Below are 23,704 nucleotides of genomic sequence, written 5' to 3'. Positions count from 1 at the left end.
GTGTCAGCCGTTGACGGCGTGCTGGAGGAACGTCGTCCAGGCGGCGGGCGCCACGGCGAAGGTGGGGCCGTCGGTGACCTTGGAGTCACGGACGTGGACGGTGTGGGGGCAGGTGGCGACCTCGACGCACTCGGCGCCCTCGTTGCCGCTATAGCTGGACTTGCGCCAGGCGTAGGCGACTTCGATGCATGCCGCGCCCTCATTGCCGCTGTAGCTGGACTTGAACCAGGTCAGTCCGGGTGTGTGGCTCACAGTTGCTTCACCTTCGCCTCAATGATCTCCGCCGACTTCCACGGGTTGTGCGCCTGGGCCCGCAGAATGCCGAAGAGGTCGAACATGTCGCTCACCTGCTCCGGCTTGGAGATCAACCTATCGCCGCCCAACGCCTCCACGTACCACAGACTGCGCCCCTCCTCCGTAACCATCAACTGCATGGGCCCCATGAGCCCCGCGTGGGTGTGCTGATCCGCAGGCATCACCTGCACAGTCAGGTGGTTGTAGCGCTCAACGCAGGCAAGCAGGTGCAGCAACTGCCCCTTGAGGACTTCGGGGCCACCGAGCGCCCGGTCGAGTACGGACTCCTCGATGACGTAACCGACACGTGGTGGTGGCGTACGGTCCAACACTGATTGACGTTCGAGCCTGGCCGCCACATGCTGGGCAATCTCGGCCTCGGAGTACGCGGGCACTCGCGAGCGGTGGAGCGCGTAGGCGTATGCCTCCGTCTGAAGGAGCCCGGGAATCAGCATGGTCTCGTACGCATTGATAACGCGCGCCGTCCGCTCCAGCCTCGCCCAGTCCACGAACTTCGGAGCGTACTTCTCGTCGTCCGCCAACGGGCAGCACGCCTTGAGCGCACCGTTCGCGTTGAACAGCGTCTCGGACTCCAGCAGCAGATCGCGGGTGGGGATCCGTTCGGCCCGCTCGACCGCGCCCATCAGCGATTCCGAGATGAGCAGCCGCTCCGAGGCCTCCTTCTGCGTGTATCCCGCCCGCACCCGGTAGATGCGGATCAACTCCCCCATCAGCCGCCGCCCGTGCGAGATCTCGTCGCTCTTCCCCACAGCGTTCACCGCCCTCCTCACATCGCCCCGATGTGGATCGCGTCCTGCTGGTCACGCTACGCATCCGGCGGAATGCTCGTAGCCATGACGCACAAGAAACTCCCCGAATGGGTACCCGCCAGCGGGCACCAACTCCACCTGGCCGGAATCCACTTCGACGCCATTCGCCTGCGCGGCGTACGAGGCGAGGCCGTCGTGCACCATCTGGCGGCGCTCACGGACGGCGACCCCGGGCCGGTGGTGCGGGAGATCGCGGGGGCGCGGTGGACGTACTTCCTGCTGGAGCCGGGGGCGAGCGAGGACTACGACTGGCCGCCGGGGGCGCGGTGCTTCGGGCCGGCGGTGCGGGACCAGTACGTGGGAATTCCGGCGGCGGAGGGGAACACGTATCCGCTGAGCTGGCGGTGCGGGGCACCCGAGGCCGGGGACTTCGTGGACGCGGAGCTGCTGCACGGAGTCGTCAGCGCCCAGCTCGTACCGGAGGAGTAGGCCCGTCCGTATCATCGGGTCCATGACTGCCGAACCCGACCGGTCCCCCGGCCGCATGCGTGCCTCCGACGCCGACCGCGAGGCGGTCGTGGAACAGCTGCGGGAGGCGGCGGCCGAGGGGCGCATCGACCTCGACGAGCTGAACGAGCGGGTCGGTGCCGCGCTGACGGCGAAGACGTACGGCGAACTCGCCCCGCTCACCGACGACCTGGGGCCCGTGACCGTGGACTCCGGCGAACCGCTCACGCTCCGGGGCGGCATGCACAGCGTGTCCCGTACGGGCCGCTGGAAGGTGCCGCCGCGCATCGTCGCGTACGGCGGCATGGGCGGGGTCCTGCTCGACTTCACGCAGACGGAGTGCCGGCTGCGGGAGATCGAGGTCGAGGTGGACGCACAGATGGCCGGTGTGGTGTTCGTCGTCCCCGAGGGCTGGGGTGCGGACACCGACGCGCTCGATCCCGGCATGGGCGGCTTCAAGGACAAGACCTCCGGCGGTCGGCTGCCCGGCACCCCGCTGCTCAGGCTCTCGGGCACGTGCGGCATGGGCGGGGTCGTGATCCGCCACTCCAGCGGCCGGGAACGCCGCAAGCAGCGCAAGGAGCTTCCGCGCTGACCCGGATCAGTGCTGCGGGACGGGCGCGCGGCGGCCTGCGCTGCGGTGGATGCTGACGCCGAGGGCGAGCATCCAGTAGCTGAAGACCGCGCCCATCAGGGCGGTGGTGCCCCAGCCGTTCGCCGCGTAGAAGTGCGCGGGGGTGTTGCCGAAGAACAGCGAGGGCACGAAGGCCAGATTGATCCCCGCCAGGACGTACGCGGAGCGGGCGGTCCAGCGCGGCAGCAGGTCGGTGCGCGCGATGGCGTGGCCCACGGCGGTCAGGAACAGCGCGAGCATGAGCCGGCCGATCGTCCCGTACAGGATGTAGGTGCCGCTGACGGTGATCGTCGGGTCGATCGGCCGGTCGGCGGCGATGACCGCACCGGCCTCCAGTCCGCTGGAGACCAGGGTGACCGTCGTATAGACCAGTCCGGCGACGAAGGCCAGGTTGCCCGCCCATTCATGGGCGGGGCTCACGGCCTTGACGAGTTCCCGGAACGCGGTCACGAAGAGCAGCAGGAAGGCCAGCGCGAAGATCCCGATCAGCAGGCGGGCCAGGACGTTGGTGTCCGGCGGCGGTCCCGAGTAGATGAAGTACAGCGGCACTTCGACGATGAAGGCGGCTGCGGCGGCGATCCCGGCGAAGCCCGTCAGGCGCCGGGCGGTGGTCTCGTTCATGGCTGTCCCCCTGCTGATCCGTGCGGTGGGTTCCGCGTGGATGTGGATGCGACACCATGAATTCTTCCGGCGCGGGCCGGGCCGGTCACTGGGCCTGGACACCGGACGGCGGGGGTGGTTTCGCCACCCACGACAAGGTGGGGCCAGGCCCCCGGCCCGCCGCTGACGCCGGGCTCACAGTCGGAGCCCGGACACCCCCCGCCCGCCGTTCATCACCATCACGGACCCGTACTTCTTCGCGTCGTTGAGCGGACGCACCGTGGTGTGGAACTCCGTGTCCGGGACCTGGATCGCGAAGAGGATCGCGTCGGCGATCAGTCGCAGGTCCTCCAGGCTCGACCGGGTGACGACCAGGCGGGAGCCCCCGGCGGTCTCCACCACGAGGACGGGCTTCGCCGTGCCGATGCTCAGGACCACGACGATCAGGGCGGCCACGCCGACGAGGGTCAGGACGTTGCCGTTCTCGCCGACTCCGATGTCGCCGTCCTGCGTGGAGCTGATGACGGCGACGACGACGATCGCGCCGGCCAGCCATTTCAGTACGCGTATCACCGTCTCGCCCCAGTCGGGCCCGAACCTGAAGGCGTCGACCATCGTGATGCCGGCCAGCGGTATCGCGGCCGACCCGACCCGCAGGGCCCGGCGGTCGATCCACAGATCGAGCACCCGGCCCTTGCGCGTGGCCGCCGGGAGGGGCGGCGGCGGGAGCGGGACGGGGCCCGGGGACGGCATCGGAGGCGGGGCCTGGGGCGGAACCGGGGGTACGGGCGGGGGCGGCTCGTCCGGCGGCGGCGTCCCGGCGTTGCCGTTGTCGGCCATGGCTCCCCCAGCTCTCGTGACGGGATGACCATTAAGCGGCACCGGCCCGCCGTACGGCAGACGAGAAGTGGCCAACCCGGTTTCGTTGGCCGGATGTTCGCCCTACAGCGGCCGGACCGCGAGGATCTGTCCAGGCGGTGGGAGCCGGGCGCGGACAAGGCCGGAAAGCAACGGCCGGGCCGGACATCACCATGCCGATAATCAGCCCCATGGAACCCAGCGAATTAACCACATGGATCACGGCCCTCTTGTCCCAGGCATCGAGTGGCGCGGCGGGTGCCATCGGCGGCGCGGCCGGGGCCGAGGCCTCTCGTCTGGTGCGGGAGCGGCTGGGATCCTCCCCCGAAGGGCGTGCCGCTCTCGACCCGGCGGACGGCGACCCGGACGAGGCCGCGCGGCTCCTGACCACCGTGCTCACGGAGGACCCCGCGTTCGCCCGTCGGCTGGAGCAGTTGCACGAGGCGGCGCGGCAGCGGCCCTCGGCGGCACCGTCCGCCGGGCGCGATGTGTACCAGGCCACGATCGGTGACCGGTCCAGGCACAACACCATCGCCTTCGGTCCACTGACCCTGCGCAAGGACCGGGCGCCGCTCACCGTCACGGCGCTGCTCCTGGTCGTGACGCTGGTCCTCGGCTTCGCCGTCTACGGGATCGTCCAGGCCCTGGGCGGTGACGACGGCGTACCGCTGTCGGCCACCGGCGGGGCGAGCGGAGCCATGGACGGTGACGGTTCGGGCGTCGATGCGGAGCAGCGCGAGAACGGGACGGGCCGGGGCGGGAAGACCGCGCCCGTGACGGACCTGGAGCTCGCGAAGGGCATCCTCCCTGACCTTCGGAGCATGCCGTCGGGATGGTCGGTGTCCGAGGCGGCCGAGACGGAGGGAAAGCCGGACATCTGCTCGGACGACTGCGGCGGACTGCTCAGCAAGGGCCAGGTGATATACGAGCCCTCCGGGACGTCCGACCTGGCGTCGATCCTGGTCGAGACGTACGAGTCGGCCGACGCGGCGGCCACGGGCTACGAGACGCGCGTCCGCGACATCGGCGCGGGGGACGGCATCGCGTCGATGTCCCTGGACCAACTCGGGGACGTGAGCGCCGCGTTCTCCCGGAAGGAGTACACCGGCTCGGCGTACAAGTACTCCATGGCCTCGGTCGTCCGGGCCGGGACCGTGGTGATCCGGGTCGCGTACGGCGGTGGTTACGACGAGCTCAACTCGTCGGTCCTGACAGGCATCGCGGGCATGGTGACCGAACGCGCGCGCCAGGCCCAGAACGGCGAGGAGCCGTCCGCCGCGTTCGCCGAGGCGCCCTGACCACGCCTCGCCGGAGCCCCCCTCCCACTCTCCACCGGGGCGCCCTGCTCGATCAGCGGCTTGGGGCAGTGCGGACAGACCTGCGTGCGAGCCGGCCCTCGGTACGCAGACGGGAGCCCGGTACGAGCCCTACAGCGGCCGGACCGTGAGGATCTGCTCCGCCCGGCCGACCGGGCCGTGGACGTCGTGCAGGACCGTGCTGGTGAGGCCCTGGCCGGCCGGGCCGAAGACGACCGTGGTGTCCAGGCCGGTCCAGCCGCCCTCGGGGAGACGGTGCAGGTGCACGGTCAGGTCGACGTTCGGGAACATCCAGGCCGTGGGCTGCTCGCGGACGGCGATGCCGTTGGCCGTGTCGACGAGGGCGATGAACGAGGCGAGCGGGCCCGCCTTCTCGCCCGCGACGAGGTCGAGCGTGGTGGAGATCCAGGCGGTGGCGCGGCCGGGGCGCGGGGTCCCGACCGGGCGGACGTCCACGGAGCGGATGTAGCCGCCGGGCCAGAGGTCGGCCATCGCCCAGGACGCGAGGGTGTCGGGGTGGGCGAGCCGGTCGTCCCCGCCGCCCGCGACGGCGGTGGTGTCCACGGCCGCCAGACACCAGGCGCGCGCCCGTACGACGGGGCGGCCCGCGATGCTCGCGACGGCCTCCAGCAGCTCGATCGTGCGGCCGGGGCGGACCGTCTCGACCCGGATCTCCACCTCGTCCAGCGCGATCCGGCCGAGGATGTCGAAACTGATCCGGGACAGCAGCAGCCCCTCGCCCGGCCGGTCCGCCAGATGCCGTTCGATCGCGTGCGTGACCAGGCCGCCGAACGGGCTGAAGTGCACCTCGTCCGTGCTCCAGGCACCGCTCGCGTGGGCGGTGGGCTTGTAGCGGTGGTCGTCGATGCGCTCGTAGTAGCTGCCGGTGCTCATGGCGTCGTTCCCTCGCGGCCGTACGGTTCAGGAGCCCCCAGCGTGACATCGCGCGATGAGCGGCCGGTCGGCGGGTCCGGTGTATGGGCCACGCATGCCCGCCGCGCCGTGCGGCGGGCGCGGTGGGGCGCCGGTCCCCGCGCCGGGGGGCGCCCCGCCGGAGCGTCACGGCAGCCCCGGACCGGAGCGTCACGGCAGCCCCGGACCGGAGCGTCACGGCAGCCCCGGACCGGACCGCTACGGCAGCTCCGGGGCCCAGGCGACGCCGTTGATGTGCGCCCCGCCGTCGACGAAGAGCGTGTTGCCGGTGACGTACCGCGCGCCCTCGCTCGCCAGGAACAGCGCGGCCGGGGCGATGTCGTCCGCCGGGTCGCCGATGCGGCCCATGGGGTTCGCCGCGTTCGCCTGCGCCTCCAGCTCCGGGTGCTCGCGCATCATCCGGGCGTACGCGGCGCTCTTCGCCCCCGGGCAGATCGCGTTCACCACCACGCCCGTCGGCGCCCACTCGCGGGCCGCCGTCCGGGTCAGGGTGCGCAGGGCCTCCTTCGCCGCGTTGTACTCCAGGGTGCCGACGTGCGCGTTGACGCCGTTGAGGCTGCACATGTTCACCACCCGGCCCCAGCCGCGCTCCCTCATGTACGGGAACGCCGCCTTCATCGCCCAGAACGGGCCGTAGAACCCGACACCGAAGCCCCGCTCCAGCATCTCGTCCGTCTTGTTCTCCACCCGGCCCACATCGCCCGCGCCCCAGGCGTTGTTCACCAGGATGTCGACCCGGCCCCACTCCCGTACGGCCGCATCGACCATCGCGGCCACCTGCGCCTTGTCCCCGACGTCGGTCCGGACGAACAGCCCGCCCGTCTCCTCGGCCACCGCCCGGCCGCTCTCCTCGTTCAGCTCGGCGACCAGGACGTGCGCGCCCTCGGCCGCGTACGCACGGGCCACGGCGGCCCCGATCCCGTCCCCGGCGCCGGTGACGATCGCGACGCGTCCGGTGAGTGACATACGCGCTCCTTGTGTGCCGTGGTGACGACGGGACTCCGTCCGGCCCTCATCCAAACCACCACGCGCAGACCCTGCGGCGCCCGGTCCCGGCCACCGGGACGGGGTCCGGGGGGTGGGCCCGTGCGCCCGTGTCCGGTGGGTGGGGGCGGGGTCCCTCCGGGGTGACTCCTCAGAAATGGCGTGTTCACCCGGGTACGAGGGGCGGTCCGGGTCGTACGCCATTTCCTGCGGGGACACCCCTGCACGCCCCCACCCGGGCCGGTTGTGCGTCCTCACGCCGGTGGACCCGCTGCCACAAGCGGTCTCCCCCGCCGGCGAATCACGTTGTCGCAGACGCACGACGGCCGGGGCCGGGGGCGTGCAGGGGCGTCCCCGCAGAACGACGAACACAGACCGGGACGCCCTTGCGTCGAACCCGCACGTTCGTCGTTCGAGGAGTCGCCCCGGAGGGACCCCGGACCCCACACGACGAACAGAAGGCGCACCCCCGCGGGGAACCCGCACAACCAAGCCCGTCGAGGGGGTCCCCCCATGCCTTTAAGGCTATGGGGGAGATTGAGGACGGAACCCCGAGCCCAGAGCACCCCGCACACAGCGCACCCCGCACACGTCAGGGCCGGAACACCGCCACCGCCTCCCGCCCCTCCTCCCGCTCGAACGTCACCCGCAGCTCCATCCCGATCGCGAGCGCCGCCTCCTCGCACTCCACGATCCGCGTCATCATCCGGGGCCCCTCCGCCAGGTCCACGACGGCGGCGACATACGGAACGCGGCCACCGAAGGGCGGCAGGTCGTTGCGGTGGACGACGGACCAGGTGTACAGCGTGGCGCGCCCGCTCGCCCGCTCCCAGGCCACGTCCTCGCTCCAGCAGAACGGGCAGAACTCGCGCGGATAGTGGTGCGCCCGCCCGCACCCCCCGCAGCGGCGCAGCAGCAGATGCCCCTCGGCGGCGGCGTCCCAGTAGGGCCGGGTGAACGCGTCGGGTTCGGGGAGGTCGTAGCGGGGGCCCGGCGACGGGCTCGCGGCGCTCACAGGAAGAGTCCGATCGCGTGGTCGAGGGACCAGGTCTGCCAGGCCATGGCGAACAGGGCGACGAGCGAGATGAGCGCCATCATCGCGTTCTGCCCCTGCTCGGCCCAGTCGTGGACCATCAGGACCAGGTAGAGGAGGTTCAGCAGGAGCCCGGCGACCAGAGCGACGGGGGTCAGGAGGCCGGTCACCAGGCCGAGGCCCAGGGCGAGTTCCGCGTACACGACGACGTACGCCATCAGCTTGGGGCGCGGGGCGACGACCTTCGTGAAGCCGGTGCGGACGACCGCCCAGCGGTGCTTGCCCGCGACGTCGGCCGCCCAGGCGATGCCGGTGCCCCGCTCGAACCAGCCCTTCTTGTCCTTGTGGCGCCAGCTCTCCAGCCACCACAGGCCGAGGCCGATTCGGAGCACGGCGAGCCACTGGGCCCCGTCGAGCCAGACCGTCCGCATGAGGTCCTCCGTTCACCGGATCTGACGGTACGTCAGTTCACCGGATGGCGGCGGACTCCGCAAGGGGTGCGCACCCGTGATCAATTCGCAATCCATTCCGGGCTTGACCGAGACCCATCAACAAATCACGCCATTACGCTCCGAACCATGTCCGACAGCACACCCCCCTCCGGCACCACTCCCCTCCCGGCTCCCACCGACCTCACCGAGGACCGCCCCGTCTACGTCATCGGCGGCGGACCCGGCGGTCTGGCCGCCGCTGCCGCGCTGCGCGAGCAGGGCGTACGGGCGGTGGTCCTGGAGAAGGCGGCGGACGTCGGCGCCTCCTGGCGCGGCCACTACGACCGGCTGCATCTGCACACCACGCGGCGCTGGTCGGCCCTGCCGGGGCTGGCGATGCCCCGCAGGTTCGGCCGCTGGGTCTCCCGGGACGACGTGGTGCGCTACCTGGAGAAGTACGTCGAGCACCACGGCCTGGAGGTCGTGACCGGGGTCGAGGTCTCCCGCGTCGACCGGGCGGACGACGGCTCCGGATGGCGGCTGACCGCGACCGGCGGACGCGAACTGACCGGCCGCGCGGTCGTCGTGGCCACCGGCTTCAACCACACCCCGCGCATCCCGGACTGGCCCGGCCGTTCCGGCTTCACCGGCGAACTGGTCCACGCCTCCGCCTACCGCAACCCCGCCCCGTACGCCGGCAAGGACGTCCTCGTCGTGGGCGTCGGCAACACGGGGGCGGAGATCGCCGTCGACCTCGTGGAGGGCGGCGCCGGGCGCGTACGGCTCGCGGTGCGCACCGCCCCGCACATCGTGCGTCGCTCCACGGCGGGCTGGCCCGCCCAGGCGACCGGCATCCTGGTGCGCCGGCTGCCCGTGCGCCTCGTCGACCGGGCGGGCGGGCTGATGGCCAGGGTCGCGGTGCCCGACCTCGCCAAGCACGGGCTGCCCCGGCCGGACACGGGCCTCTACTCCCGGGTCAAGGAGGGCGCGATCCCGGTCCAGGACGTCGGGCTCATCGACGCGGTCAAGGGCGGCCTGGTCCAGCCGGTGGCCGCCGTCGCCTCCTTCGACGGGGACGCGGTGGTCCTGGCCGACGGGACCCGGGTCACCCCGGACGCGGTGATCGCCGCGACCGGCTACCTCCGGGCGCTGGAACCGCTGGTCGGCCATCTGGGAGTCCTGGACGACCGGGGCCGCCCGGTCGTCCACGGCGCCCGTACCCCGAAGCAGGCCCCCGGCCTCTACTTCACCGGGTTCACCAACCCCATCAGCGGCATGTTCCGCGAAATGGCCCTGGACGCCCGCAAGATCGCCCACCGCCTGGCCCGCACGGCCTGACCGGCCACCCGCTACCACCCTGGGCCACCCAACCGGCCAACCGGCCTCCCACCCAACCGAATAGCCCCCCGAACCACCCCCGTCCCCCACGAGAGCGGCGGCCCCGACCCTTCCGGGCCGCCGCTCTCAGTCTTTCCCTGCACACCCATTCCTGACGGGCCGTCAGTTCAGTAACCTGACAGAGCGTCAGCTATATGGTCCGGGCACCCCGCGTGCCGAAGCACTGTCGAGCAGGAGTGGGCGGAACGATGCTTGGATCGACTCACGGCACCCTCACCACCGACTTCCGCGCCCGGGTGGTCGCCTGCGGCGAGGAACCGCACGCCGCCGTCCACAGCATGGCGGCCGCCGCCGCTGAGGGCGACCTCGACGTCAGCGGCCGGCCGCTGCACGCCCCCGTACCGGACCTGGACCGCTTCTTCCGGCCCCGGTCGGTCGCCGTCGTCGGCGCCTCCGACGCCGAGGGGCGGCCCAACACCGGCATCACCCGCCAGCTCATCGCCTGGGCCGAACGCGTCGGCGCCCGCCTCCACCCCGTCCACCCCACCCGCACCACCGTCTTCGGCCGGGACTGCTTCCCGTCCGTCGCGGAGCTGCCCGAGGAGGTCGATCTGGCGGTCCTGCTGGTCGGCGACCCGCTTCCGGTCATCGAGGAACTCGCCCAGGCCAAGGTGCGGTTCGCCGTCGCCTTCGCCTCCGGCTTCGCCGAGACCGGGGCCGAGGGCGCGGCCACCCAGGCCCGGCTGGCCGCCGCCGTCGAACGCTCGGGGCTGCGCCTGCTCGGCCCCAACACCAACCTGAACGCCTTCGAGGAGTTCCGCGAGGACCTGGAGGGCCCGGCGATCGCCCTGATCACCCAGTCCGGCCACCAGGGGCGCCCCGTCTACACCCTCCAGGAGCTGGGCGTGCGGCTCTCGCACTGGGCGCCCACCGGCAACGAGGCGGATCTGGAGACCGCCGACTTCATCGCGTACTTCTCGCAGCAGCCCGAGGTCGGGGCCATCGCCTGCTACGTGGAGGGGCTCAAGGACGGGCGCTCCTTCCTGCTCGCGGCGGACCGGGCGGCGCGGGCGGGGGTTCCGGTGGTGGCGGTGAAGGTGGGCCGGACGGAGGCGGGGGCCCGGATGGCCGCCTCACACACGGGGAAGCTGACCGGGGCCGACCAGGTCGTCGACGCGGCGATGCGACAGTTCGGCGTGATCCGGGTGGACGGGCTCGACGAACTCCAGGACACCGCGGCCCTGCTGGCCCGCGCCCGCACACCGCGGGCCGAGGGCGTCGTCGTCTATTCGATCTCGGGCGGCACGGGCGCGCACTTCTCGGACCTGGCGACGGACGCCGGACTCTCGCTCCCCGTGCTGTCCGAGGCCAAGCAGGCCGAACTGCACACCTGGATCCCCGACTACCTGAACGTGGCCAACCCCGTCGACAACGGCGGTCACCCGGTCGGCGACTGGCGGGGCCGGAAGATCATCGACGCGATCCTCGCGGACCCGGAGGTGGGGGTGCTGATCTGTCCGATCACCGGCCCCTTCCCGCCCATGAGCGACAAGCTGGCCCAGGACCTGGTGGACGCGGCGGAGACCACGGACAAGCTGGTGTGCGTGGTGTGGGGGTCGCCCGTCGGCACCGAGGAGGCGTACCGCACGACACTGCTCGGCTCCTCCCGGGTCGCCACCTTCCGCACCTTCGGCAACTGCATCACCGCCGTGAAGGCCTATCTGGACCACCACCGCTTCGCGGCCTCCTACCGCTCGCCCTTCGACGAGGCCCCGCGCACCCCGTCCCCGTCCTTCCGCAAGGCGCAGGCCCTGATGCGGCCGGGGCACCAGCTCAGCGAGCACGCGGCGAAGCAGTTGCTGCGCGCGTACGGGATCCGGGTGCCCCGCGAGCAGTTGGTGACCAGCGCGGCAGCGGCCGTCCGGGCGGCCGGGCTCGTCGGCTACCCCGTCGTCATGAAGGCGTCCGGGGCGCGGCTGGCCCACAAGACGGAGCTGGGCCTGGTCAAGGTCGGGCTCACCTCGGCCAGCCAGGTGCGCGACGCCTATCGCGAGCTGACGGACATCGCCCGCTACGAGGGCATCGAGCTGGACGGCATCCTGGTCTGCCAGATGGTGGAGCGGGGCGTCGAGATGATGGTCGGGGTCACGCACGACCCGCTGTTCGGCCCGACGGTGACGGTGGGGCTCGGGGGTGTGCTCGTCGAGGTGCTGCACGACGCGGCGGTGCGGGTGCCGCCCTTCGGCGAGGACCAGGCGCGGGCGATGCTCGGCGAACTGCGCGGCCGGGCCCTGCTGGAAGGCGTACGCGGCGGGGCCCCGGTGGATGTGGACGCACTCGTCGAAGTCGTCCTGCGCGTCCAGCGGATGGCGCTCGAACTCGGCGACGACCTCAGCGAACTCGACATCAATCCGCTGATGGTGCTGGGGCGCGGGCAGGGCGCGGTCGCCCTGGACGCGCTGGCCGTCTGCCGCTGAGGAGGCGGGCCGGCGGTCCACCGACGGCCCGCCGCCGCCCCGCGCACCGGTGCGCCGGCCCACCGCCCACCGCCACCGCGCACGGCCGCCACCGCGGCCACGCGTCCGCGTCCGCCACCTGTCCAGGAGCTGCCTCATGCCGTCCTCCCCCGAAGACACCACGACCCCCCGCGACGCGAACGGGCGCGCCGACGGGTCCGATCCGTCCGGATCGCCTGATTCATTGATACTCCACGCCACTGACAACGGGGTCTCGTGGATCACCCTCAACCGGCCCGATGCGATGAACGCCGTCACCTGGGACCAGCGCGAACGCATCATCGCGCTGCTCGCCGAGGCCTCCGCCGACCCGGCCGTCCGGGCCGTCGTCCTCACCGCCACCGGGCGCGGCTTCTGCGCCGGGGCGGACCTGCGCGGAGCCCCCGCCACCGGTCCCTCCGCCACGGGCTCCCCCACCGGTCCCTCCTCCCCCACCGGCGACCGGGTCCCCGGCGACGTGGCCCGTACGATCCGGCTGGGCGCGCAGCGGCTGATCGCCGCCGTCCAGGACTGCGAGAAGCCGGTGATCGCCGCGGTCAACGGCACCGCGGCCGGCATCGGCGCCCATCTCGCCCTGGCCTGCGATCTGGTGCTGGCCGCCGAATCGGCCCGGTTCATCGAGGTGTTCGTCCGCCGCGGCCTCGTACCGGACGGCGGTGGCGCCTATCTGCTGCCGCGCCTGATCGGTCCGCAGCGCGCCAAGGAGCTGATGTTCTTCGGCGACGCCCTCCCGGCGGCCGACGCCGAACGCCTCGGTCTCGTCAACCGGACCGTCCCCGACGGGGACCTGCACGCCACGGCCCGCGCCTGGGCCCAGCGCCTGGCCGACGGCCCGACCCGTTCGATCGCCCTCACCAAACAGCTGGTCAACGCCTCCCTCGACACCGACCGCGCGACCGCCTTCGCGGCCGAGGCGATGGCCCAGGAGATCAACATGACCACCCAGGACGCCAACGAGGGCGTGGCGAGCTTCGTGGAGCGGCGGACGCCGAAGTACCGGGGGATGTAGGGCGAAGTACCGGGGGACGTGGCGCGCGGTCAGAGGGGCGTCAGCCCGCCGGTGTCCAGGTCGAGATCGAAGGGGGCGGGGAGCCGCAGAACCGTACCGAAGGGGTGCGGTCCGTCCACCTTCGTGTAGCCGAGGCCGCCCGGCTCCGAGAAGAGCGTGACACTCCCCTCGATCCGGTCGACCAGGAGATACAGGGGCGCGCGGTACTCCGCGTAGCGGCGTCTCTGCACGACCCGGTCGGTCTCCGCGTTCGACTCGGAGGTGACCTCGACGACGAGGAGCGTCTGGTCGGGGAGCAGCGCTCCGCCGCCCCTGGCGAGTTCCTCGGGAACGACGGCAATATCAGGGACGTACCAGTTCGACGAGCCGGGGAGGTCCAGGTTGCCGGAGCCCTCCACGCACCCGAGCTCGTCGACGCGATCGTCGATCTGGCGGCGGATCACGCGCACGGCACGCTCATGGTCCCAGGTCGGTGACACGGCCTCGATGATCCCCTCGATGATCTGGACGCGATCGCCGCGAACGCGCTGCACGGCGAACTTCAGCGCACGCTCGGAGTCGAGACCCTGCCCGTAGTCGGGCGCACTGGTCATCTCTCGTCCCCTTCCGCCGCACCACCCTTGACCACTCAGCGTAGCCGCTGCCGTACCCGATGTCGTCGCCCTTCCCGTCGCACCGCCCCACCCCCGACTTTCGGCAGTGCCGCACACGCCCGGTGGTGCGTACGGTCGGAGGGGTGGACGGAGCGAGGAGCGGTGGGGCGGTGCGGCGGGCGGTCGTGCGGGGGCGGGTGCTGACGGCCGTGGCGGCGGTCTGTGTGGGGCTGAGCGCGGTGAGTGCGTGGTGGGCGCTGCCCGCGGCGGTGGCGGCGTTCCTGGCGGGGCGGGAGCCGGGGCGGACGGGGCCGACGCTGCTGGCGCTGGTCGCGGTGGTGGCGGGCGGGGTGGTGGCGGTGGCGCTGGTGCCGTCGTGGCTGCTGATGGCGGGGCGGTTCGTCGCGGTGGTGGCGGTGGCGGCGATGCTGCCGTGGTGCGCGGGCCGCTTCTGGCGGCAGTACCAGGAGCTGGTGCGGGCGGGCTGGGAGCGGGCGGCGCGGCTGGAACGCGAACAGCGGCTCGTCGCCGAGCAGGCGCGGTCGCGCGAACGGGCCCGTATCGCCCAGGACATGCACGATCTGCTGGGGCACGACCTCAGTCTCATCGCCCTGTCGGCGGGCGCCCTCAAGCTCGCCCCGGATCTGGACGCGGCCCACCGCGAGGCGGCCGGGGAGATCCGCGCCAGGGCGGCGGCCTCCGTGGAACGGCTCGGCGAGGTGATCGGGCTGCTGCGCGAGGAGACCGGCGACGACGCCGAGGACGGGCCGCCCGGCGCCACCATCCCCCGCCTGGTCGCGGACGCCTCGGCCGCCGGCCTCCCGGTCGCCCTGCACATCGAGGGCGACCCCGCCGCGCTGCCCGCTCAGGCCGCGCGGGCCGCCCACCGGGTCGTGCAGGAGGCCCTGACGAACGCGGCCAAGCACGCGCCCGGCGCCCCGGTCTCCGTCCGGCTGGCGCACACACCGGAGGCGACGACGGTCCGCGTCGAGAGCGGCCCCCCGGGCGCGCACCCGTACTCCCCGCCGTACGACGACGCACTCCTCGGTCTCCCCGGCAACGGACGCGGGCTGATCGGACTGGACGAGCGGGTCCGCCGGGCGGGCGGCACCTTCGCCCACGGCCCGTACGACGGTGGCTTCGCGGTCACCGCCCGCCTTCCGCACACCGCCCCCGCCCGGCCACCGGCCGCCACGCCCCTGCCCGGCCCGGACGCCCTGCCGCCCGAGCACCGGCACGCCCGGGGCCGGGTCCGCCGGGCGCTGGCCCTGGCCGTCGTGCTGCCCCTGGCCGTGTGGGCGCTGCTCAGCGCGGCGCTCCTGGGCTGGGACGTCCACTCCGCCCGGCAGTCCGTCCTGGAGCCGGGCGACTACGCGCGGCTGCGGGTGGGCCAGGAGCGGTCCGCCGTCGAACGCCTGCTGCCCGTCCGGGAGACCAGGCAGCGGCGGGTGGCGGGTGAGCCGGCGGGGGCGGGTGTGTCGTGCGCGTACTACGCGATGACGGCGGACCGTTTCGACGACCGCTCCGGCGACGCGTACCGCCTCTGTTTCCGGGACGGGCGACTGATGTCCAAGGAGGCGCCGGCCCCGTGAACACCCGTAGAAGCTCCATGGGGGCGCCGGCCCCACGACGTCCCGCAGAAACCCCCAGGAAGGGTGTCCGTCCATGATCCGGGTCCTCGTCGCCGACGACGAGCCGATGATCCGTGCCGGGGTGCGCTCCGTGCTGTCCACCGATCCGGGGATCGAGGTCGTCGCGGAGGCCGGCGACGGGCACGAGGCGGTGGACCTCGTGCAGCGGCACCGCCCGGACGTGGCCGTGCTCGACATCCGGATGCCGGGGACGCACGGCATCGAGGCGGCGGCCGAGATCCGTCGCACGGTGCCGGGGACGGGCGTCGTGATGCTGACGACGTTCGGCGAGGACGACTACATCCTGCGGGCTTTGTCCGGCGGGGCCGCCGGGTTCCTCATCAAGTCGGGCGAACCCGAGGAGTTGATCGCGGGGGTCCGGTCGGTGGCCGCAGGCGCCGCCTATCTGTCACCGAAGGTCGCGGCGCGCGTCGTCGCCCATCTCTCGGCGACGGGCGCGGGCGCCCTGGCCGGCCGGCGCACCGCCGCCCGGGAACGGGTCCGCGCCCTCACCGCCAGGGAACGCGATGTGCTGGCCCTCCTCGGCGGCGGCCTGTCCAACGCGCAGATCGCCCGCCGCCTCCACCTCGTCGAAGGAACGATCAAGGCGCACGTCAGTTCGATCCTGGCCCGGCTGGGCGTGGACAACCGGGCCGCGGCGGCCGTCGTCGCCCACGAGGCCGGGGTGGCCGTCCCCGCGCAGCCGCCCGGCGAGCACTGACACCGCGGCCCCGGCGACCGGCAGGAGCGCGAGCAGGACGGCCGCGGCCACCGCACCGCCGAGCGCCGCTCCGGCCAGCACGTCGTGCGGGTAGTGCGCCCCGACGACGACCCGCAGCGCGGCGGCGACGACGGCCAGAGGCAGGGTGAGGGCCGCCAGGCGGGGGCGCGTCAGGGCGAGTCCGACGGCCAGCCCGGCGGCGAGGGTGGCGTGGTTGCTCGGAAAGGACCAGTCGCCGGGCGGCGGGCACTCGGCGACCGCCGCCGCCCCGCGCAGCAGGACCCGGCAGGGGCGCTCCTCGTCCACGACGAGCTTCAGGGCCTCGCTGACCGCGTAGGCCAGGACGGTCCCGATACCGGTGAGCACGACCCCGGCGGCGAGGCGGACGGAGTCGGGGCCGCTACGTACGGTGGATCCGGTGCGCGGGTCGAGGCCGGTGCGTACGGCGGGATCGGTGCCGGCGCCGGTGCGTACCGTGCGTACGTTGCGTCCGTCGGCCGGGGACACGGTACCCCTCCCCCTGCGTACGCCCCGAACACCCAGTCCCCGTACCGCACTCCAGCACACCCACACCCACACCAGCCCCAGAATCACCAGCGTCCCGTCGCAGGCCGCCTCCAGCAGGGGGCCGGTCCAGGAGGGGGCGTGGGCGACCGCCTCCGTCACCGCGCGGTACGCGGACGCCGAGGCGCCGTCGGTCACGCGTACCGCGTGTTCCGTGCCCAGGCCGCCGGGGGTGAGGGCCAGGACCGCGGCGGCTCCGGCACCCAGGACGGCACAGGCGAGCAGGGGCCGGGCGGGCCGGGTGCGGCGTGCGTTCTCTCGTCTCATGGCGCCGAACCTAGGAGCGGCTGGGGCGGATTCCCCGGGCCGAAGGGCAGGGCCGACCCCTGACGAAGGTCGGGGGCCGGCCGGGGAACCGCGCCCGGCCGCCCGCTCCCCGGGGTTCCGCCGGGCGGGTCCGTCGCCGCCCTTCCCATCTGACGCCCCGTCAGCTCTAATCGAAAGCATGATGGGCTACGAAGGAGCGAGGGGACACGCGGGATGATGGGACACGCAGGAATGGCCGCGACCGCCGTCCGCTACCTCCGCTCCGTCGGCGCTCCGACGGCCGCCGGGGCCGGGCGGGTGGACGCGATGCCGCGTCCCTCGCTGCGGGCCGTCGGCGAGGACGAGCGGCTACCACTCGATCCGGCCGAGTTCCGCCGGGTGCTGGGGCATTTCGCCAGCGGTGTCACCGTCGTCACGGCGTACGACCCGGCCGACCCGGAGGGGCCGGCGGGCTTCGCCTGCCAGTCGTTCGCCTCGCTGTCGCTCGATCCGCCGCTGGTGGCGTTCATGGTCGCCCGTACGTCGACGACCTGGCCGCGCATCGCCCGTGCCGGGGTCTTCTGCGTCAACATCCTGGGCGAGGACCAGGGCGCGCTCTGCCGGGGCTTCGCGGTGAGCGGGGCCGACAAGTTCGCCGGGGTGGCCCACTCGCCCGCCCCCGTGACCGGATCGCCCCGGCTCGCCTCCGTACCCGCCTGGATCGACTGCCGCGTCCAGGCCGTCCACACCGGCGGCGACCACCTCATCGTGGTGGGCCGGGTGGAGGCGCTGGGCTCGGCGGACGGGGCGGACGCGACGGGGCCGCTACTGTTCCACCGGGGGGCGTTCGGCCGCTTCAGCGCGTGAGGCCCTCGCCGACCGGGGCGGGCTCCTCGCTTCCGCCGCGGTGGATCAGGAGCGCCATCAGCGCGGCCGTCGCGCAGAGCGCGCCGGCGGTGTACCAGACGACGTCGTACGAGCCGAAGTGGTCGCGCGCCACCCCGCCGAGGAAGGCGACGAGCGCCGCGCCGACCTGGTGGGAGGCGAGGACCCAGCCGAAGACGATGGCACTGTCGTCGCCGTACTGCTCGCGGCAGAGGGCGAGGGTCGGGGGCACGGTGGCGACCCAGTCCAGGCCGTAGAAGACGATGAAGAACACCATCGGCGGCTCCACCGTGGGCTGGAGCAGCATCGGCAGGAAGAGCAGCGAGATCCCGCGCAGGGCGTAGTAGACCGCCAGCAGCCGGCGGGCGTCGAAGCGGTCGGTGAGCCAGCCGGAGAAGACCGTGCCGATGATGTCGAAGATCCCGATCACGGCGAGGAGCGAGGCGGCGGCGGTGATGGGCATGTGGTGGTCGTGCGCCGAGGGCACGAAGTGGGTGCGGATGAGGCCGTTGGTGGAGGCCCCGCAGATCGCGAACGATCCGGCCAGCAGCCAGAACGGTCCGGTGCGGGCGGCGTCGAACAGCACCCGGAGGGTCCGGCGCGCGGCGCCCCGGGCGGGCGCGGGCTTCTCGGCGTAGGTGCCGCCGTACGGGGCGAGGCCCACGTCGGCCGGGTGGTCGCGCAGCAGCAGCCAGACGAACGGGACGACGACCAGGGCGGCCATCGCGACGGTCACGGACGCGGGCCGCCAGCCGTGCCGGTCGACGATCCAGGCGCAGAGCGGCAGGAAGACCAGCTGCCCCGACGCACCGGCCGCCGTGAGGATGCCCGTCACCAGGCCGCGCCGGGCGACGAACCAGCGGTTGGTGACCGTCGCCGAGAACGACATGGCCATCGCACCGGTCCCGAGGCCGACGAGCAGCCCCCAATAGATCATCAGCTGCCAGGCGGCGGTCATCCACACGCTCGCCAGCGCCCCGGCGGCGACCGCCGTCAGCGCGGCGACCACGACGCGGCGGATGCCGAAACGGTCCATCAGCGCGGCGGCGAACGGCGCGCTGAGCCCGTACAGCGCCATGTCGATGGAGACGGCCAGGCCGATCTGCCCGCGCGACCAGTCGAACTCCTCGTGGAGCGGGTCGATGAGCAGCCCCGGCAGGGCGTTGAACGCGGCGCCGCCGATGATCGTCACGAACGCGACGGCGGCGACGATCCAGGCGCGGTGCACACGGAATCGGGTGGGACGCGGCGCCCGCGCCCCGGGCGCCTCGGCGCCCTCGTCACGGGTGGCGGGTTCGATTGTCTGGGTCACGCCACCCAGCATCCGGCGCCCGCCGCCGCCCTCACGAGTGGCCCGAGGGACACGGTTCGCAGGATTCGGGCCAGGGGCCCGGCTCCGGCCGCTTGGCTACGCTGCGCAGATGCACGCGGTGGAGAAGAGCGACCTGACCGGACGGGCACGGCTGCGCGAGGCGGCGCTCGAACTGTTCGCCGAGCGGGGCTTCGAGGCGACGTCGACGCGCGCGGTCGCGGCGGCCGCCGGGCTGTCGCCCGCGCTGGTGACCCGGCACTTCGGTTCGAAGGAGGGGCTGCGCGCGGCCGTCGACGAGCACGTACTGCTGCGGATCTCCGAGCAGTTGGCCGCGGTGGATCCGGACGCCGGGGTACTGGAGTCGCTGGGCCGGGTGTCGGCCGGGCTCTTCGGCGCGGATCCGGTCCTGCGCGGCTATCTGCGGCACGCCCTCACGGAGGGCGGCGAGGCGGGTGCCGCACTGTTCGAGCGGCTGTTGAGCGGGGCGGGCGCCGAGCTGGCGCGGCTGTCGGCGGCCCACGGCGGGGCGGGCGGCGGGGTGGACGAGGAGTGGGCCCCGTTCCAGATGCTGTGCCTGATCCTCGGCCCGCTCCTGCTGGAGCGGGTGATGCAGCCCGGTCTGGACGAGCCGATGTTCGCGCCGGAGCCGCTGGCACGGCGCAGCGCGGCCAACCAACGCCTGCTCCTGCACGGCTTCTTCGGCTCCGTCACGGGCCCGGCGGCCGATGCGCCCTCCGGCTGCCCCCAGGGTGGCGACGGGGGGTAGCACCAGTGCGATGTGTACACCTGTTGAGGATTCTCTTCATATGCACACACCCACATCGGGACCCGCTGTCCCCGGCACACACCCCGCCCTCCGCCTCGCCTGGCTCGACAACCTCCGCATCGCCCTCACCGTGCTGGTGGTCCTGCACCACGCGGCGCAGCCGTACGGCCCCTCGGACTGGTGGTACGTGCAGGGCGGCGGCTCCCGCTCCCCGGCGCTCGCGACGCTCTCGGCCGTCGACGGGGCGTTCTTCATGAGCCTGTTCTTCTTCGTCTCGGCGGTCCTGGTCCCCGCCTCGTACGAACGGCGGGGTGCCCGGCACTTCGTGACGGGGCGGCTCGTCCGACTCGGGGTCCCGGTGGTGGCGGGCGCGCTGACGATCGTGCCGGGGCTGATGTATGCGTACTACGTCCACTACCGCGACCGCCCGCCGATCACGTTCGGGCGCTACTTCACCGAGGTGTACCTCGGACTGGGCAACGAACCGGCGGGCTGGACGGGCCCCTCGTGGCCGGATCTTCAGTTCGGGCACCTGTGGTTCGTCCAGAACCTGCTGGCCTACAGCCTGTTGTACGCGGTGTGCCGCGCCGTGGCCGTACGCGTGGGACGCCGCCGCGCCGGTACGCGGACACCGGCGCCCGCCCCCGCCGCGCCGCCCGGCCATCGCGCCCTGCTCGCGCTCACCGCGGCGCTCGCGTCGGCCGCCTTCCTCGTCCGTCTGCGGTACCCGCTGGACTCCTGGATCCCGTTCCTCGGCTTCCTCCAGGTCGAACCCGCCCGGTTCCCGCAGTACGCGGCCTTCTTCGTCCTGGGCGTCCTCGCCCACCGCCACGGCTGGCTGGGCCGCTTCGACGCCCGCACCGGATGGCTGTGGCTGATGGGCGGACTCCTCGCGGTGGCCGTGCTCGCGGCGGTCGGCACCGACGCGCCGGCCTTCGGCGCGGGCGGGGCGAACGGACCGTCGGCCCTGTGGGCGGCCTACGAGAGCTTCGTCTGCGTGGCGCTGTGCGTCGGGCTGACGACCCTGTTCCGCGAGGCCGCCACCGCGAGCGGCCCCTTCCTGAGGGAACTGGCCCAGGACGGATACGCCGTCTACATCGTCCACGTCCCCCTGGTCGTCGCGGTCCAGTACGCGCTCGCCGGCCGCGGACTCCCCGCAGCCGCCGCCTGGGCCGCCGCCTCCCTGACCGCGCTCCCGGCCGCCTTCCTCCTCGCGGCGGCCCTGCGCCGGTTCCCCCTGCTGCGGCGGGTCCTGTGACGGCGGGAACCGGGCGTCACGGGGCCCGCCCGCCGCCAACTGGCCGTCGGGCGGGTCCTGTGACCCCCGTCAGCCGATCCGCTCCAGCCGCCGGATCGGCCTCGCGGCCAGCAGGACGCCCACCGCCAGCATGTTGATGACGGCACCGGCCAGCAGGACCTCCGACGTGCCGAGCTGTTCGGCGACGGGGCCGGCGAGGGCGCGGCCGGCGGCGACCATGAGGAGGGAGCCGGCGACGTCGTAGGCGTGGAGGCGGTTGAGGGCCTCCGGGGGGACGTGGGTCTGGACGGTGGTGGACCACATGACGAGCCAGAACGCGAAGGCGGCGCCGGCCACGAACTGTCCGGCCCCGAGGGCGGCCACCGGCAGGCCGAGCCCCAGCACGACCAGGTTGAGGCAGACACCGGTGAGGGAGAAGGCGCCGGCCGTCAGGGGGCGGCGCGGGCGCAGCCGGAGCGCGAGGAGGCCGCCGACGACGCTGCCCGCGCCGTTGACGGCCATCAGCACGCCGTAGGTCCCCGAGCCGTGCGCCTCGGTGACCTCGACGGCGGTCAGCGGGAGCATCGGGCCGAGCACGGTGAAGCCGTACACCGTCCAGATCGCGATCACGCCCCACAGCCAGCTGCGGGCCCGGAACTCCCGCCAGCCGTCGACGAGTTCCGCGGTGAACGTGCCGCGCGGCGCCTCGTCCGAGGGGGCGGGAGCGAGGCGCAGCAGGAAGAGGCAGACGCCGGAGACGAGGAAGGTCGCCGCGTTGGCCACGTAGACCGCGCCGGCGCTCGCCAGCCCGACCAGCAGACCGGCGAGGGCCGGGCCCGCCATCGTCATCAGGGCCTCGGAGACCCGCAGCACCGCGTTGCCGCGCTGCACGTCCGCCGCCACCCGGGGCGTGGTCGACGCGACCCCCGGCTGGAAGAGCGCCGCGCCCACACCGGCGACCGCGCTGAGCGCGTACACCGCCCACAGGGGCGGGTTGCCGGTGAGGAAGAGGACCGCGAGGACCGAGGCCCCGACGAGCCGCAGCACATCAGCGATGATCATCATCCGGCGCGGGGTGAAACGATCCGCCAGCACGCCGCCGAAGAGGACGAACAGCGCCAGCGGGCCCATCCAGGCCGCCAGGGCGTACCCCACGGAGGAGGCGGGCCGTCCGGCGCCCAGCAGCCCGGCGGAGAGCGCCACCGGGATCATGCCGTCCCCGAGCAGCGCCACCGTGCGGGCGACGAAGAACAGCCGGAAGTTGCGGTTCCAGAGACGGTCCGGCTCCACCGGCAGGGGTGGCAGGTCCCCGGACGGGGAGCGGGGCGGGGAGGACGGGGACGGGGACGAGGGGGGCGTAGCCGGGGACGGGGCCCGCACCGCGCTCGCGTGGTCCGCGGCGGGAATGTGCGCGGGCTCTGCTGACTTTTCCTTCACACCGATGACATGTATCAGCTTATGGTCTATACCAGCTAGAGGTGAAGGGAGTCCGCTGTGCCGCACCGCGTCGTCGTACTCGCCCTGGACGGGCTTCTCCCCTTCGAACTGGGCATTCCTCAAAGGATCTTCGGCCGTTCGCTCGGCTCGGAGCCCCTGAACCGGGGCCGCAAACTCTATGAAGTCGTGACCTGTTCCGTCCGCCCGCCCGGCCCGGTCCGCACCGACGCCGATTTCTCGATCACCGTCGAGAACGGGCCGGAGGCCCTGGCCACCGCCGACACGGTGGTCATCCCGGCCAGCTACGAACTCGGCCCGGTCTACACCGAGGGCCGGCTCACCGACGAGCTGGCCGCCGCCTTCGCGCACATCCGGCCCGGCACCCGCATGGTGTCCATCTGCACCGGCAGCTATGTACTGGCCGCGGCCGGATACCTCGACGGCCGCCCGGCCACCACGCACTGGTCCTCCGCCGACCACTTCCAGTCGCTCTTCCCCCGCGTCCGGGTCGATCCGGACGTCCTGTTCATCGACGACGGGGACGTCCTCACCTCCGCCGGGGTCGCCGCCGGCATCGACCTCTGCCTGCACATGGTCCGCCGCGACCACGGCACCGCCGTCGCCAACGACGTCGCCCGGCGCACGGTCGTACCGCCGCACCGCGACGGCGGCCAGGCCCAGTACATCCAGCGTCCGGTCCCCGATCCGGACCTGGCCACCACGACCTCCGCCCGCGCCTGGGCACTCGGCCGGCTGGAGCGGCCGATCCTGCTGCGCGACATGGCGCAGCAGGAGTCGATGAGCGTACGGACGTTCACCCGCCGGTTCCGCGAGGAGGTCGGCGTCAGCCCCGTCCAGTGGCTGACCCAGCAGCGCGTGGAACTGGCCAGGCGGCTGCTGGAGTCCAGCGACCTGTCGATCGACCGGATCGCCCGGGACGCCGGCTTCGGCACCGCCACCTCGCTCCGCCAGCACCTCCAGGCCGCCCTGGGCGTGTCCCCGACCGTCTACCGCCGCACCTTCCGGGCCACGGACCGGCCGGCGGTGCGGGGATAGGAACGGTGCGGGCAGCGGGGGCGGGAACGGTAC

23 protein-coding genes and 1 pseudogene are annotated in these 23,704 nt (G+C 73.2%); 12 read left to right on the top strand and 12 right to left on the bottom strand.

Annotated elements, in window-relative coordinates:
• Positions 1–3 precede the first annotated feature (3 nt).
• Positions 4–252 carry a DUF397 domain-containing protein gene (locus ACFVDM_RS22755; RefSeq protein ID WP_383642892.1) on the bottom strand — a complete coding sequence of 83 codons (249 nt, stop codon included), beginning with the start codon at positions 250–252 and terminating at the stop codon, positions 4–6.
• Positions 249–1,064, bottom strand: a complete 816-nt coding sequence (locus ACFVDM_RS22750; RefSeq protein WP_383642889.1) for a Scr1 family TA system antitoxin-like transcriptional regulator — start codon at positions 1,062–1,064, stop codon at positions 249–251. The genes ACFVDM_RS22755 and ACFVDM_RS22750 overlap by 4 nt, the downstream gene beginning before the upstream one ends.
• 84 nt (positions 1,065–1,148) lie before the next feature.
• Here ACFVDM_RS22750 and ACFVDM_RS22745 point away from each other — a divergent pair, with 84 nt between their 5' ends.
• Both ACFVDM_RS22745 and ACFVDM_RS22740 read left to right on the top strand, forming a co-directional pair.
• A complete protein-coding gene (locus ACFVDM_RS22745; RefSeq protein ID WP_383642886.1) occupies positions 1,149–1,553 on the top strand; it encodes a hypothetical protein in 405 nt (134 codons plus the stop codon).
• Positions 1,554–1,575: 22 nt separating this feature from the next.
• Positions 1,576–2,166, top strand: a complete 591-nt coding sequence (locus ACFVDM_RS22740; RefSeq protein WP_383642883.1) for a DUF1707 domain-containing protein — start codon at positions 1,576–1,578, stop codon at positions 2,164–2,166.
• 6 nt (positions 2,167–2,172) lie between these two features.
• Here the strand turns inward: ACFVDM_RS22740 and ACFVDM_RS22735 are convergent, their stop codons facing one another.
• Together ACFVDM_RS22735 and ACFVDM_RS22730 are read right to left on the bottom strand one after the other, a co-directional pair.
• Positions 2,173–2,826 carry a hypothetical protein gene (locus ACFVDM_RS22735; RefSeq protein ID WP_383642880.1) on the bottom strand — a complete coding sequence of 218 codons (654 nt, stop codon included), beginning with the start codon at positions 2,824–2,826 and terminating at the stop codon, positions 2,173–2,175.
• A gap of 174 nt (positions 2,827–3,000) precedes the next feature.
• Positions 3,001–3,645: a DUF6232 family protein gene (locus tag ACFVDM_RS22730; RefSeq protein WP_383642877.1), complete on the bottom strand. Its 645-nt coding sequence runs from the start codon at positions 3,643–3,645 to the stop codon at positions 3,001–3,003.
• Between the two features lie 248 nt (positions 3,646–3,893).
• On the opposite strand from ACFVDM_RS22730, the gene ACFVDM_RS22725 reads away from it, so the two are divergent.
• Positions 3,894–4,961, top strand: a complete 1,068-nt coding sequence (locus ACFVDM_RS22725; RefSeq protein WP_383642875.1) for a hypothetical protein — start codon at positions 3,894–3,896, stop codon at positions 4,959–4,961.
• Between the two features lie 129 nt (positions 4,962–5,090).
• Here ACFVDM_RS22725 and ACFVDM_RS22720 read toward each other — a convergent pair whose 3' ends face one another.
• From ACFVDM_RS22720 to ACFVDM_RS22705, 4 genes are all read right to left on the bottom strand, one after another.
• A complete protein-coding gene (locus tag ACFVDM_RS22720; protein WP_383642872.1) occupies positions 5,091–5,873 on the bottom strand; it encodes a thioesterase family protein in 783 nt (260 codons plus the stop codon).
• 237 nt (positions 5,874–6,110) lie between these two features.
• Positions 6,111–6,878, bottom strand: coding sequence for an SDR family NAD(P)-dependent oxidoreductase (locus ACFVDM_RS22715; protein ID WP_383642869.1), 768 nt, complete (start codon positions 6,876–6,878; stop codon positions 6,111–6,113).
• A gap of 610 nt (positions 6,879–7,488) precedes the next feature.
• Positions 7,489–7,911, bottom strand: coding sequence for a Zn-ribbon domain-containing OB-fold protein (locus tag ACFVDM_RS22710; RefSeq protein WP_383642867.1), 423 nt, complete (start codon positions 7,909–7,911; stop codon positions 7,489–7,491).
• Positions 7,908–8,360: a DoxX family protein gene (locus ACFVDM_RS22705; RefSeq protein ID WP_383642865.1), complete on the bottom strand. Its 453-nt coding sequence runs from the start codon at positions 8,358–8,360 to the stop codon at positions 7,908–7,910. The genes ACFVDM_RS22710 and ACFVDM_RS22705 overlap by 4 nt, the downstream gene beginning before the upstream one ends.
• Before the next feature lie 147 nt (positions 8,361–8,507).
• On the opposite strand from ACFVDM_RS22705, the gene ACFVDM_RS22700 reads away from it, so the two are divergent.
• The 3 genes from ACFVDM_RS22700 to ACFVDM_RS22690 all read left to right on the top strand — a co-directional run bounded on the left by ACFVDM_RS22700 (position 8,508) and on the right by ACFVDM_RS22690 (position 13,223).
• Entirely contained in the window at positions 8,508–9,698 is a 1,191-nt protein-coding gene (locus ACFVDM_RS22700; RefSeq protein WP_383642862.1) for a flavin-containing monooxygenase, read from the top strand.
• A gap of 248 nt (positions 9,699–9,946) precedes the next feature.
• Positions 9,947–12,175 carry an acetate--CoA ligase family protein gene (locus ACFVDM_RS22695; protein WP_383642859.1) on the top strand — a complete coding sequence of 743 codons (2,229 nt, stop codon included), beginning with the start codon at positions 9,947–9,949 and terminating at the stop codon, positions 12,173–12,175.
• A gap of 136 nt (positions 12,176–12,311) precedes the next feature.
• Positions 12,312–13,223 carry an enoyl-CoA hydratase/isomerase family protein gene (locus ACFVDM_RS22690; RefSeq protein ID WP_383642856.1) on the top strand — a complete coding sequence of 304 codons (912 nt, stop codon included), beginning with the start codon at positions 12,312–12,314 and terminating at the stop codon, positions 13,221–13,223.
• Between the two features lie 29 nt (positions 13,224–13,252).
• Here the strand turns inward: ACFVDM_RS22690 and ACFVDM_RS22685 are convergent, their stop codons facing one another.
• The gene (locus ACFVDM_RS22685; RefSeq protein ID WP_383642854.1) at positions 13,253–13,816 is read right to left on the bottom strand and encodes a Uma2 family endonuclease; all 564 of its coding nucleotides are present in this window, start codon (positions 13,814–13,816) and stop codon (positions 13,253–13,255) included.
• 143 nt (positions 13,817–13,959) lie between these two features.
• Here ACFVDM_RS22685 and ACFVDM_RS22680 point away from each other — a divergent pair, with 143 nt between their 5' ends.
• Both ACFVDM_RS22680 and ACFVDM_RS22675 read left to right on the top strand, forming a co-directional pair.
• Positions 13,960–15,408 carry a sensor histidine kinase gene (locus ACFVDM_RS22680; RefSeq protein WP_383642850.1) on the top strand — a complete coding sequence of 483 codons (1,449 nt, stop codon included), beginning with the start codon at positions 13,960–13,962 and terminating at the stop codon, positions 15,406–15,408.
• A 73-nt stretch (positions 15,409–15,481) separates the two neighbouring features.
• Complete coding sequence (locus ACFVDM_RS22675; protein ID WP_383642847.1) at positions 15,482–16,168, top strand: response regulator; 687 nt, start codon at positions 15,482–15,484, stop codon at positions 16,166–16,168.
• A gap of 90 nt (positions 16,169–16,258) precedes the next feature.
• Here the strand turns inward: ACFVDM_RS22675 and ACFVDM_RS22670 are convergent.
• Positions 16,259–16,999, bottom strand: a pseudogene (locus ACFVDM_RS22670) (phosphatase PAP2 family protein); the annotation flags it as partial.
• A gap of 231 nt (positions 17,000–17,230) precedes the next feature.
• Between ACFVDM_RS22670 and ACFVDM_RS22665 the strand changes: the two are divergent.
• The gene (locus ACFVDM_RS22665; RefSeq protein ID WP_383642844.1) at positions 17,231–17,845 is read left to right on the top strand and encodes a flavin reductase family protein; all 615 of its coding nucleotides are present in this window, start codon (positions 17,231–17,233) and stop codon (positions 17,843–17,845) included.
• On the opposite strand, the gene ACFVDM_RS22660 is transcribed toward ACFVDM_RS22665, so the two are convergent.
• Positions 17,835–19,187: an MFS transporter gene (locus tag ACFVDM_RS22660; RefSeq protein ID WP_383642841.1), complete on the bottom strand. Its 1,353-nt coding sequence runs from the start codon at positions 19,185–19,187 to the stop codon at positions 17,835–17,837. The genes ACFVDM_RS22665 and ACFVDM_RS22660 overlap by 11 nt on opposite strands.
• Before the next feature lie 97 nt (positions 19,188–19,284).
• Here ACFVDM_RS22660 and ACFVDM_RS22655 point away from each other — a divergent pair, with 97 nt between their 5' ends.
• Both ACFVDM_RS22655 and ACFVDM_RS22650 read left to right on the top strand, forming a co-directional pair.
• Positions 19,285–19,941 carry a TetR/AcrR family transcriptional regulator gene (locus tag ACFVDM_RS22655; protein WP_383642838.1) on the top strand — a complete coding sequence of 219 codons (657 nt, stop codon included), beginning with the start codon at positions 19,285–19,287 and terminating at the stop codon, positions 19,939–19,941.
• Between the two features lie 40 nt (positions 19,942–19,981).
• Entirely contained in the window at positions 19,982–21,199 is a 1,218-nt protein-coding gene (locus ACFVDM_RS22650) for an acyltransferase (protein ID WP_383642835.1), read from the top strand.
• A 69-nt stretch (positions 21,200–21,268) separates the two neighbouring features.
• On the opposite strand, the gene ACFVDM_RS22645 is transcribed toward ACFVDM_RS22650, so the two are convergent.
• Positions 21,269–22,468, bottom strand: coding sequence for an MFS transporter (locus tag ACFVDM_RS22645; protein WP_383642832.1), 1,200 nt, complete (start codon positions 22,466–22,468; stop codon positions 21,269–21,271).
• A gap of 204 nt (positions 22,469–22,672) precedes the next feature.
• On the opposite strand from ACFVDM_RS22645, the gene ACFVDM_RS22640 reads away from it, so the two are divergent.
• Positions 22,673–23,671 carry a GlxA family transcriptional regulator gene (locus tag ACFVDM_RS22640; RefSeq protein WP_383642829.1) on the top strand — a complete coding sequence of 333 codons (999 nt, stop codon included), beginning with the start codon at positions 22,673–22,675 and terminating at the stop codon, positions 23,669–23,671.
• Positions 23,672–23,704 lie beyond the last annotated feature (33 nt).

The sequence above is a fragment of the Streptomyces sp. NPDC057682 genome, assembly GCF_042799575.1.
In the GTDB taxonomy this organism is placed as follows: Bacteria; Actinomycetota; Actinomycetes; order Streptomycetales; family Streptomycetaceae; genus Streptomyces.
Note: the sequence above shows the minus strand (reverse complement) of the source record. Positions and strands in the feature narration are given on the sequence as shown.

What these genes read in the sequence shown, in the direction of transcription:
- ACFVDM_RS22685 (WP_383642854.1), bottom strand. Translation starts at nt 13,816, where the DNA reads ATGACCAGTGCGCCCGACTACGGGCAGGGTCTCGACTCCGAGCGTGCG.
- ACFVDM_RS22740 (WP_383642883.1), top strand. Translation starts at nt 1,576, where the DNA reads ATGACTGCCGAACCCGACCGGTCCCCCGGCCGCATGCGTGCCTCCGAC.
- ACFVDM_RS22690 (WP_383642856.1), top strand. Translation starts at nt 12,312, where the DNA reads ATGCCGTCCTCCCCCGAAGACACCACGACCCCCCGCGACGCGAACGGG.
- ACFVDM_RS22730 (WP_383642877.1), bottom strand. Translation starts at nt 3,645, where the DNA reads ATGGCCGACAACGGCAACGCCGGGACGCCGCCGCCGGACGAGCCGCCC.
- ACFVDM_RS22735 (WP_383642880.1), bottom strand. Translation starts at nt 2,826, where the DNA reads ATGAACGAGACCACCGCCCGGCGCCTGACGGGCTTCGCCGGGATCGCC.
- ACFVDM_RS22745 (WP_383642886.1), top strand. Translation starts at nt 1,149, where the DNA reads ATGACGCACAAGAAACTCCCCGAATGGGTACCCGCCAGCGGGCACCAA.
- ACFVDM_RS22695 (WP_383642859.1), top strand. Translation starts at nt 9,947, where the DNA reads ATGCTTGGATCGACTCACGGCACCCTCACCACCGACTTCCGCGCCCGG.
- ACFVDM_RS22660 (WP_383642841.1), bottom strand. Translation starts at nt 19,187, where the DNA reads ATGCTGGGTGGCGTGACCCAGACAATCGAACCCGCCACCCGTGACGAG.
- ACFVDM_RS22700 (WP_383642862.1), top strand. Translation starts at nt 8,508, where the DNA reads ATGTCCGACAGCACACCCCCCTCCGGCACCACTCCCCTCCCGGCTCCC.
- ACFVDM_RS22650 (WP_383642835.1), top strand. Translation starts at nt 19,982, where the DNA reads ATGCACACACCCACATCGGGACCCGCTGTCCCCGGCACACACCCCGCC.
- ACFVDM_RS22665 (WP_383642844.1), top strand. Translation starts at nt 17,231, where the DNA reads ATGGCCGCGACCGCCGTCCGCTACCTCCGCTCCGTCGGCGCTCCGACG.
- ACFVDM_RS22705 (WP_383642865.1), bottom strand. Translation starts at nt 8,360, where the DNA reads ATGCGGACGGTCTGGCTCGACGGGGCCCAGTGGCTCGCCGTGCTCCGA.
- ACFVDM_RS22715 (WP_383642869.1), bottom strand. Translation starts at nt 6,878, where the DNA reads ATGTCACTCACCGGACGCGTCGCGATCGTCACCGGCGCCGGGGACGGG.
- ACFVDM_RS22675 (WP_383642847.1), top strand. Translation starts at nt 15,482, where the DNA reads ATGATCCGGGTCCTCGTCGCCGACGACGAGCCGATGATCCGTGCCGGG.
- ACFVDM_RS22720 (WP_383642872.1), bottom strand. Translation starts at nt 5,873, where the DNA reads ATGAGCACCGGCAGCTACTACGAGCGCATCGACGACCACCGCTACAAG.
- ACFVDM_RS22655 (WP_383642838.1), top strand. Translation starts at nt 19,285, where the DNA reads ATGCACGCGGTGGAGAAGAGCGACCTGACCGGACGGGCACGGCTGCGC.